Source organism: Flavobacterium sp. (assembly GCF_044361015.1).
Lineage (GTDB): Bacteria > Bacteroidota > Bacteroidia > Flavobacteriales > Flavobacteriaceae > Flavobacterium.
This window is the reverse complement of sequence record NZ_JBIKJL010000067.1, coordinates 1-9,348: the sequence shown is the minus strand read 5'-3', so window position 1 is coordinate 9,348 and position 9,348 is coordinate 1. Positions and strand designations below refer to the sequence as shown.

At 33.5% G+C, this 9,348-nt stretch carries 10 protein-coding genes; 6 read left to right on the top strand and 4 right to left on the bottom strand.

Translation table 11 applies throughout. The features are described 5' to 3' along the window. The first annotated feature begins 231 nt into the window (after positions 1 to 231). From ACIQ2Z_RS11700 to ACIQ2Z_RS11680, 5 genes are all read left to right on the top strand, one after another. The gene (locus tag ACIQ2Z_RS11700) at positions 232 to 867 is read left to right on the top strand and encodes a LysE family translocator (RefSeq protein WP_396184334.1); all 636 of its coding nucleotides are present in this window, start codon (positions 232 to 234) and stop codon (positions 865 to 867) included. Between the two features lie 1,366 nt (positions 868 to 2,233). Further along, positions 2,234 to 2,479, top strand: coding sequence for a hypothetical protein (locus ACIQ2Z_RS11695; RefSeq protein ID WP_396184332.1), 246 nt, complete (start codon positions 2,234 to 2,236; stop codon positions 2,477 to 2,479). After that, positions 2,466 to 2,675, top strand: a complete 210-nt coding sequence (locus ACIQ2Z_RS11690; RefSeq protein ID WP_396184331.1) for a hypothetical protein — start codon at positions 2,466 to 2,468, stop codon at positions 2,673 to 2,675. Before ACIQ2Z_RS11695 ends, ACIQ2Z_RS11690 begins: the two co-directional genes overlap by 14 nt. 605 nt (positions 2,676 to 3,280) lie before the next feature. Continuing rightward, on the top strand, positions 3,281 to 3,763 hold the full coding sequence (locus ACIQ2Z_RS11685) for a GNAT family N-acetyltransferase (RefSeq protein WP_396184330.1): 483 nt from the start codon (positions 3,281 to 3,283) through the stop codon (positions 3,761 to 3,763). After that, positions 3,760 to 4,584 carry a hypothetical protein gene (locus tag ACIQ2Z_RS11680; protein WP_396184329.1) on the top strand — a complete coding sequence of 275 codons (825 nt, stop codon included), beginning with the start codon at positions 3,760 to 3,762 and terminating at the stop codon, positions 4,582 to 4,584. Before ACIQ2Z_RS11685 ends, ACIQ2Z_RS11680 begins: the two co-directional genes overlap by 4 nt. A gap of 1 nt (position 4,585) precedes the next feature. Here the strand turns inward: ACIQ2Z_RS11680 and ACIQ2Z_RS11675 are convergent, their stop codons facing one another. Beyond that, entirely contained in the window at positions 4,586 to 4,729 is a 144-nt protein-coding gene (locus tag ACIQ2Z_RS11675) for a hypothetical protein (protein WP_396184328.1), read from the bottom strand. Positions 4,730 to 4,895: 166 nt separating this feature from the next. Here ACIQ2Z_RS11675 and ACIQ2Z_RS11670 point away from each other — a divergent pair, with 166 nt between their 5' ends. Continuing rightward, a complete protein-coding gene (locus ACIQ2Z_RS11670; RefSeq protein ID WP_396184327.1) occupies positions 4,896 to 5,993 on the top strand; it encodes an OmpA family protein in 1,098 nt (365 codons plus the stop codon). 125 nt (positions 5,994 to 6,118) lie between these two features. On the opposite strand, the gene ACIQ2Z_RS11665 is transcribed toward ACIQ2Z_RS11670, so the two are convergent. The 3 genes from ACIQ2Z_RS11665 to ACIQ2Z_RS11655 all read right to left on the bottom strand — a co-directional run. Continuing rightward, positions 6,119 to 6,502 (bottom strand): hypothetical protein, encoded by a 384-nt coding sequence (locus ACIQ2Z_RS11665; RefSeq protein WP_396184326.1) that lies wholly within the window; start codon positions 6,500 to 6,502, stop codon positions 6,119 to 6,121. Positions 6,503 to 6,575: 73 nt separating this feature from the next. After that, positions 6,576 to 8,351: an AMP-dependent synthetase/ligase gene (locus ACIQ2Z_RS11660; RefSeq protein ID WP_396184325.1), complete on the bottom strand. Its 1,776-nt coding sequence runs from the start codon at positions 8,349 to 8,351 to the stop codon at positions 6,576 to 6,578. Between the two features lie 112 nt (positions 8,352 to 8,463). Then, on the bottom strand, positions 8,464 to 9,348 hold an 885-nt coding region (locus tag ACIQ2Z_RS11655), incomplete at its 5' end, for a phosphoribosylformylglycinamidine synthase subunit PurQ (RefSeq protein WP_396184324.1).

Below are 9,348 nucleotides of genomic sequence, written 5' to 3'. Positions count from 1 at the left end.
GCTCTCCGAAGTCCCGACTTCGGTGCAATAAAATTGAAAACAACAACTTTGTAAGCGTTTTGAACTTTGACAACGTATATTGAAAATTATAGTATTTTTGGAAATAGAAAGGAGAAAAAAAAGAGTGTTTTTGTACCAAATAGGTTGTATAAACATTCAGAATATGCGACTGTAAGGTAGTTGGTGATCATTGAACCGACAAACATTGTTGATACTAAAAAAAGAAAAAATATGATACCATTTAATGACATTCTACTTTTCGCATTAGCAGCATTGGTTCTTGTTGTTAGTCCAGGGCCAAATATGATTTACTTAATTTCTCGTACTATAACACAAGGAAAAAAAGCAGGGTTAATTTCACTTATAGGAGTGATTTGTGGCTTTCTGTTCCATATAATTATGGTTTCTTTCGGACTTACTGCGGTACTTTTTGCAGTACCGTTTGCTTATACGTTATTGAAAACAATGGGTGTTTTTTATCTTTTATACTTGGCATACCAAGCCATCAAACCAAACAGTAAAAATATCTTTGATACAAAAACAGATTTGCCGAATGACAAACCAAGAAAGCTGTTCATTATTGGATTTCTAACCAACGTACTCAACCCAAAAGTTGCTTTGTTTTATTTGTCATTTTTTCCACAGTTCATAAAACCTGAATACGGTTCAATTATGATACAGAGTTTACAACTCGGAGCTACTCAAGTTTTTGTTAGTTTCAGTATCAATTTTATTATTGTACTAACAGCATCGAAAGCAGCAGTATTTTTTGCCAAAAATCCATCTTGGGTAAAAGCACAAAAATGGTTTATGGCAAGTGTTCTGACAGGACTTGCAATTAAAATGGCTATTTCCAAAGTTAAATAGTATTAGTAGCATTTAAATATGACTGAAAAATATACCCAACTGGTGCTCGTCTGTGACGAGTACCTTCTTAAATTACAACAAAGAATGTAGCAATTGTAATGCGGATAACTAAAATAGAAATCCTGCTCTCCCTTCTTAAATTAGAACAAAGATTGTAGCATTTGCAATTCGGATAACTACAATAGAAATTCCTCCCCAAATGGTGCTCGTCCAATGTCATTAAGTTAAGGGTTTACTTGTCATTCCGTCTCGTCTTTTGGGACGAGAGAGGAATCTCATTATTTGCTCCTGTTTGCTGAGATTCCTCCTTTCTCGAAGTCTCGGGAGAATGACAAATTTATGGTGATTATCCCTCGCTCTCGCGAAATGAAATTCGACGAAGTCAATCGCTTCGTGTGGAATGCTACTGATAGTAATTAACTCACCTCGCTCGGGTGAAAATCTTAGCTATCGGGAACAAGAGGATTTAGTTTCCTCTTTTCCTCTACCATTCTAAAACCACAGTTTTTAATTTAGCATTTTGTCATTGCCAAAAAATATTATATTTGCCTCTATTACTATGAGTTTGATTAGAAATTTAGGTTTTTAGACGAACTGTTGGCGGCGTTCAGGTTAAGCAAAACGTAGTAATAACCTTCTTTAAATAATATTAGGAATAAGTTAATATCGAAATATTAAAGCCATTTCTGACCAAATAACAAAAAATGAAATATTTAAAAAATAAAAACATTAAAAAAACTAGAATTGAATGGATATCGATATTGTAAAAATTGAAAATGAATGATTCTAAAGAATAATAATAAAAATGAAAAGAATTTTATAATTTAAAAATTAATAACAAAAAATTGTAAATTTACTCAACGTAAATAAATTAATGTAATTCAATAAAATATTCAAGATTAATATACTTCTCTAACAGTTGATTATTGTCTAAAAATTGAAAAATAACAATTTTAAAAAACTTAATATATGCTTAAAAATCAATATTCTAACAAAACAAAAAAAGAGTTAAACTTTTATTTATCACTTTACATAGGATTGCTAATTGCGTGCATTTTACTTCCTGTTTTATTTTTATTAATAAATTATTTTAATTAATGACAAAATAGTTTTTAGTTTAAGTTTTATAATATTAGATGTTTTTTGTTTATATAATATTTATACTTTAAAAAAAATTCTAAAAGAAAAATAAAAACCTAACCGGCAACAATATATTTATGAAATGGCGGGTTTAGTGCTAAAATTAAGCTTTTGGCTCGTATCAAATTTTCTGCTTAACCTAAAGTTTCATGCTTCGAAATCGCCTAATTTTATAAACTAACCGTTTGCAGAAATTCCAAATAAAAATTACGTTATAAACATGACAATGAACAAAAAACTAACAGAACTAACTTTAAACGAGCTTAACATTGAAAAAAAGAAAACAAAAGGAGTTTTAACAGGATTGGGACTTGTAATGCTTATTGCTTGTGGAATTTTGGTTTTTCTTGCTGCCAAAAGTGAAAACTTTGCACTAATTGCAGTAGCGAGTGGTAGTTTTATAACTTTACTTCCAATTTTGATTCGTTTAGGACAAATTGAAAAGGAAATTAAAAACCGTGAACAAGAATAATTTAAAAAACCTCACGAAAGGATTCGGTAGCAGTGGGAGAATCTTCAATGGTCAAACGGCTATAAAAACTAAAGTTGCTGATGTGGTTTTTTCAACAACTGAAGGAGATTTACATTTTAAAGTCATTAGAGCAGAGACTTACATTAAAGACAATGGAAAATGGTATTTTGTTTTAGGCAAGAAACTAATTTTTTGAATCAAGAAGAGTTTGACGAATATAAAAAAGCTCATACTACTAAAAACTAATTAGAAATTTACGTTTTTTAGCTCTACGAAGTTTCCCCAATTCGTGGCAATAACTTTTTTATTAAATCAACTTTAGCATAATCAAAAAGTTAAAAGAACTAAAAAAATCAAAAAACAAATAACCCTACTTCAATTTTGAAGTAGCACTACTATACTACCTAAGTACTACTAGTGTAATAAGAGTGTACTAAACCGAATCGGCACCTATTTCCGAAAAGGAGTAAAAAACAACTATTTTTTTAGCTCAAAATCGACCCAAATCGTTTTGATTTTAAATCATTAAATTGTTATTTCTACCAAAAAGAATGATGTTTACCTTAAATCTTATTTTATATTTGCTCTCACAAAGGGTGCTCATTTTTACTATATAAGCGGAATACAGCCAAAAACAAAAGTAAAAATAATTGAAATAAGTTACCTTCCTTTGCAGTATGAAAAAGATAGTGATGTTAATTGGTTTGTTTTCCGTGTTTTGTCTTGCTTAAGCACCGTGCATTCAATGGCAGAAATCCTTTAGCGGTTTCAACAGCAAGTTTATTAAAGAGTAATTTAGTTATGTCCACACTTGTATTAAAACGAACTACTTCAAACGACCTGGACTTTAAAGCCTTGGTGGTTGAGTTAGACAAAGATTTGAAAATCAGAGATGGTGAAGAGCATTCGTTTTATGCTCAGTTTAACGGAATAGATACAATAAATCATGTAGTAGTTGGTTATATAAACCAATTGCCCGTGGGTTGCGGTGCCGTTAAAGAATACAATGCAGAGACAATGGAAGTAAAGCGGATGTTTGTTCCTTTATTTCAACGTGGAAAAGGAATTGCTTCGCAGGTATTAGTAGAGTTGGAAGCCTGGTGCAAAGAGTTGGGTTACAAAGAATGTGTGTTAGAAACAGGACTCAAGCAACCGGAAGCTATCGCACTTTATAAACGGAATGGTTACCATATCATACCAAATTATGGACAGTATGTTGGAGTAGAAAATAGCATTTGTTTTAATAAATTATTGACCCTTAACGTTTTTTTTAATAGGCTATGAAGTTAAAAAAAGGAGTATTACCGTTTGTTTTACTTTTAACCTTATTGGGCTTTTCCCAAAACAATGAAACGGATAAGGTGTTAGAAGAAGGAAAGAAACTATACCGTTTGGAGAAAGCCGCGTGGTATGGCGTAGATGACTTTCTGGAACGATTCAAATCAAAGCAAGATAGTTTAGCCGGATACTTGTCTTATTTCAATGACCAAGGCAATGTAATTACTATCTTTTACGGACGTGATACGTCTCAGATATTGGTTCGCTATGAGTTTGAAAATTTGCCTACTAAAAAGCCCTTGCACATTGACACTCGCAACAGAACCACAGAACCCTTAGAGAAAATATTAATAGAAATGCGTCAAAATGCAAAGAAAAGGGTTAAAGCAAACATTAGCGGTTTTTATAAGTTTTATGATGAAACGGCTATGAGTTACATACCCGTGTTCAGTAAAAATGAACGAAAAGTGTATGTGATAACGGCCTCAAAAAAGAAAGGGGAGATCACCTTAGGTAATGATTACCTTTTACATTACAATAACAGCAATAAGTTTGTCTCCGAAGAAAAGTTTCATCATTCCTTGATTCGTTTACAAGCAAAATCTGGTAACAAAAAGAACAAGCTGATTGAAACGACACACACCAACGTAATTAGTGACTTCATTGATGCCACAGATATTTGTTCACTCTTGTTATACAAAGATTTTGTAGAATGGAATAAACACATTGTACTGAGTGATAAACAGGTAACTGTTTTTATGCTGGACACCGAAACCCTTTACACCATGACCCGAAAGGATTGGGATAGGGCAGCAGCAACTAAATAAGTCAGCCGATAGTATTTTTTATTTTTATGTCTCCCAAACCAAAGGGAGCAAATGAATTGTTTTTCACATTAAAAAACAAGGAATAATCCACTTCTAATTCATCAAATAGTCGTAAATTTAAGGTGGCAATTTTTTCCGTCTTCATGAAAAAATTGGGATGTAAAAAGTTGATTTCAAAATAGGTTTTTCAGTTTGATGAAAACCAATTGTTTCAATATACTTGGTATTCTTCAAAAAGCCAAGTCACTTAGTTGAGTAATCACTATCTGATTTAAGGAGTACAGTGAATATTCATTTATAACTATAAAAACATGAAAAAAACGAGTGTTCAAACCGTATTAATTAACCTTTTTATGGGGTTTGTTTTTGTGCCCTTGCTCATGGCTCAGGAAGCAAAAACAAGTGAAAATGTAGTCACTTCTAAGTTTGACTTTATTCCGGGTGAAAAGGTTGTTTTTTACGATGATTTCACCAACGAAAGCGTAGGGGATTTTCCCGTACAATGGAATACGAACAGCAGTGGTGAAATAGTGACGATCAGTAATTTTCCCGGCCGATGGTTTCAATTGTTAGGGGGAGGATATTACATTCCGGAGGCTAAAGAGAAGTTTACAGAAAATTTTACAATTGAGTTTGATTTGATTCCTTCCACAACGATTGATGGAGTAGATTATTTATTTAATATGCAGTTTCTTATTGTTTCGGGTTCTTTAAACAACCCGGACGAAGGTGGTGCTATCCCCGGAAAAGCAGGAACCAGCATGACAGCTGATTATGAAAACATCAATTGGACCAATTGGTCTGAGAGCAACGAGGGATATAAAGACAATGGTAATTCTACCTTTATGTTCAAGACAGGTGAAAAATACCATGTGGCATTTTGGTTTCAAAAACAACGCATCCGAATGTATGCCAATGATAAAAAAGTAATGGATTTGCCCAGAGGTTTAATAGAAGGTTATATTTATAATATATTCAGAATTCAAACCTCTGATGAAATTAATCCATTGATTACTAATTTTCGTATAGCAGCAGGTTTGCCCGATATTAGAAACAAATTAATCACAGAAGGTAAATTAGTGAGTTATGGTATTCAATTTGATGTTAATTCAGATAAAATTAAACTGGAATCTTATGCTACAATCAAAGAGATTGCTCAGGTGTTAAAAGATAATCCAACCGTTAAAATTAAAATCATCGGTCATACAGACAGTGACGGTGATGACAACAGCAACCTAGACTTGTCTAAACGCAGAGCAATTTCAGTTAAAACAGAGCTTACTAAATCGTTTAGTATAGATTCTTCTCGAATGGAAACGGATGGAAAAGGAGAAAGTCAACCTGTATCTACAAACGATACCGGACTTAACAAAGCAAAAAACAGACGGGTTGAATTTGTTAAACTATAATTTTTATAATTTGATGCTAAAATAAATTTGGATTTTTACTTAATTGGAATCACAAAGTCAATTGAATAACTTTAAATGAAAAAACTCCCATTACGGGAGTTTTTTGGTAAACAATGGTATGTTTATTATTTTAATTTGTCATTCACCATAGCAATAACTGCTCCTACAGCAGCACTGATGATGATAGTAATGGCAACATCAATTACAATATTTTGATAGTTTACTTCCCTAGAAGAATACATGTAGAAATTCATGGATAACGCATAGAAAAATCCAATAACTGCTCCTGCTTTTGCTCCGGTAGAAGCATGTTTGATTCCTGCCCATTTAGTAAAAATATAAGCCATGAAGAGTCCATACGTAAGGCAACCCAAAGCAATGAAGCCCAAGTTCATGTTTTCTCCTTCAGGGTAAAGGTCACTGAATAACATGCCATAGAATACCCATCCTAGAAGGAAGTCGACAAATCCGCCAACGATTCCTGCTACTAAAAAGTTTTTCATTTTCATAAATAAATGTTTTTGGTTAGAACTATAAATTTATAAAAAAGATTGAACAACTGTTAAATAAAAGAATAAAAAATTAAGAATTATATATTTTGTCGTACAAATGTTGGTACTTTTCTTTCACAATCTTACGACGTAGTTTTAAGGTTGGCGTAAGATGTCCGGCTTCAATGGACCAAATATCGGGAGTGAGTTCAAAGCGTTTCACTTTTTCCCAATTCCCAAATTTTTCATTGGCATGGTCAACTTCTTGTAGGAACCGTTCAATTACTTTTGGATTTGCAATAAGCTCTTCATTTGTTCCTGTAATTTCAAAACCATGACGATGAGCCCATTCACGAACGAAGCCAAAGTTTGGTTGAATAAAGGCAGCCGGCATTTTTTCGCCATCACCAATGACCATCACCTGCTCCATAAAAAAGGATTGTTTCATGCGGTTTTCAATAAGTTGTGGTGCTATATATTTACCACCGGAAGTTTTAAACATTTCTTTTTTACGGTCGGTGATTTTAAGGAAACCATCAGCGTCAAATTCACCAATATCTCCGGTGTGAAAATAGCCCTCTTTAATAACTTCATTCGTTAAGGTTTCATCTTTGTAGTAACCCATCATAACGTTAGGTCCTTTGCATAGAATTTCACCATCTTCAGCAATTTTCACATCAACATTTTTAATCAGTTTTCCAACGGTACCTACACGGAATAGTCCATTTCGCATATCATTTACACTAATAACCGGCGATGTTTCGGTAAGTCCGTATCCTTCCATAACCGGAATATTGGCTGCTGCAAAAATGCGGGATAAACGGTGTTGTAAGGCTGCACTTCCGCAAACCATGACTTCTAAATTACCACCTAATCCTTCTTTCCATTTACTGAAAATTAGTTTTCGGGCAATAGCAAGTTGTTTTTCGTAAAACCAACCATTTTCACCGTAGGGTTTATATTTTAATCCGAGCGTTATTGCCCAGAAAAAGAGTAGTTTTTTTATTCCTTTTAAATCGGTTCCTTTAGCATAGATGCTGTCATAAACTTTTTCTAAAAGTCGTGGAACAACCGTCATTACATTAGGATGAACTTCTTTAAGATTCACAGTTAATTTATCAATACTTTCCGCAAAATAAACGGATACGGAATAGTATTGATAGATGTATAAGATAACCCGTTCGAAAATATGGCAAATGGGTAGAAAACTCAATGCTCTACTAGTTCCTTCTTTAAACGGAATACGGGGAGCACTATCCAAAACATTTGAAACGATGTTATTGTGAGAAAGCATAACTCCTTTTGGTCTTCCTGTCGTTCCTGAAGTGTAAATGATGGTGGCTAATTCTTCTGGTTTTACATTGTTTTTTCGGTCTTCTACAACATCTTGGTTAGTTGTATCGGCACCTAATTCCAGCAGTTCTTTCCAATTGTTACATCCTTCGATTTCATCGAATGAGAAGATTTTCAGTAATGAGGGAACGTTTTGTTTTATGCTGTTTAATTTATCAAAAACAACTTTATCTGAGACAAAACAAAACTTTGATTCAGAATGATTTAAGATATATTGGTAATCTTCCGGAGCGATAGTTGGATAGATTGGAACAGTTTGTGCACCTACTTGAAGAATACCAATATCCATGATGTTCCATTCAGTTCTGTTGGCAGAAGTGATGATAGCAATTTTATCATTTTTATTAACACCTAATCGCAATAAAGCCCGCGAGATAGTATTTGATTTATCTATATATTCTTGGGTTGAAGTTTTTACCCATTCACCATTATATTTTGTGACAAAACAATCAGGAATGTTGTTTCTTTCAATTTGATAGTATGGAAAGTCGAAAAGACGGGTGATTTTTGTCATTTTTGAAATGAATTTTCTGCAAATTAGAAAAAAAACAAATATATTCAAACGAATTCCGCAAAAAAAAGGAGTTAATTTTTGTCAACTCCTTGATTATGATGTTAAGATGTAATTATTTTATGGTTTCAATCCACAAACGAGCATTCACAAATGCTTCTAGCCAAGGTGAAACTTCATCGTTACTATCTTTTGGATAATGAGCCCAATTCCAAGGGAAAGTGGAACGTTCAATATGTGGCATCATCACTAAATGACGACCGGTTTTGTCGCACAGCATGGCAGTATTATAATCTGATCCATTCGGATTAGCAGGATAATTTTCATAACCGTATTTGGCCACAATATTATATTGACTTTCTTTATAAGGCAATTTAAATTTTCCTTCACCATGCGAAACCCAAACGCCTAATGTTGTTCCGGCTAATGTTTTAAGCATCACGGAATTATTTTCCTGAACTTTTACGGAAGTAAAAATACTTTCATGTTTTTGGCTATCGTTGTGGTGCATTTTTCCGTGAATTTCGTGTTCCGGATTGATGACTTCTAATTCCATAAACAATTGGCAACCATTACAAATTCCGACCGAAAGAGTGTCTTCTCGTTTGAAGAAATTATCTAATGCTGTTTTTGCTTTTTCGTTGTATAAAAAGGCTCCCGCCCAACCTTTAGCAGAACCCAAAACATCTGAATTTGAAAAACCACCTACGGCTCCAATAAATTGGATTTCTTCTAAGTTTTCCCGTCCGGAAATTAAGTCGGTCATATGTACATCTTTCACATCAAAACCGGCCATAAACATGGCGTTTGCCATTTCGCGTTCAGAATTACTTCCTTTTTCACGAATAATAGCGGCTTTTGGGCGAGGTTTTGAATCGTCAATACTTGGTTTTTGACCTGTGAAATGAGTGGGAAATGAATAGGCTAAAGGTTGCATTTTATAATTTGCAAATCTTGCTGCTGCTTTTCCGTTTTTGGTTTGTTTTTGGTCTAATAAATA

Coding starts and splice junctions, on each gene's coding strand:
- ACIQ2Z_RS11700 (WP_396184334.1), top strand. CDS start 232: ATGATACCATTTAATGACATTCTACTTTTCGCATTAGCAGCATTGGTT.
- ACIQ2Z_RS11695 (WP_396184332.1), top strand. CDS start 2,234: ATGAACAAAAAACTAACAGAACTAACTTTAAACGAGCTTAACATTGAA.
- ACIQ2Z_RS11685 (WP_396184330.1), top strand. CDS start 3,281: ATGTCCACACTTGTATTAAAACGAACTACTTCAAACGACCTGGACTTT.
- ACIQ2Z_RS11680 (WP_396184329.1), top strand. CDS start 3,760: ATGAAGTTAAAAAAAGGAGTATTACCGTTTGTTTTACTTTTAACCTTA.
- ACIQ2Z_RS11675 (WP_396184328.1), bottom strand. CDS start 4,729: ATGAAGACGGAAAAAATTGCCACCTTAAATTTACGACTATTTGATGAA.
- ACIQ2Z_RS11670 (WP_396184327.1), top strand. CDS start 4,896: ATGAAAAAAACGAGTGTTCAAACCGTATTAATTAACCTTTTTATGGGG.
- ACIQ2Z_RS11665 (WP_396184326.1), bottom strand. CDS start 6,502: ATGAAAATGAAAAACTTTTTAGTAGCAGGAATCGTTGGCGGATTTGTC.
- ACIQ2Z_RS11660 (WP_396184325.1), bottom strand. CDS start 8,351: ATGACAAAAATCACCCGTCTTTTCGACTTTCCATACTATCAAATTGAA.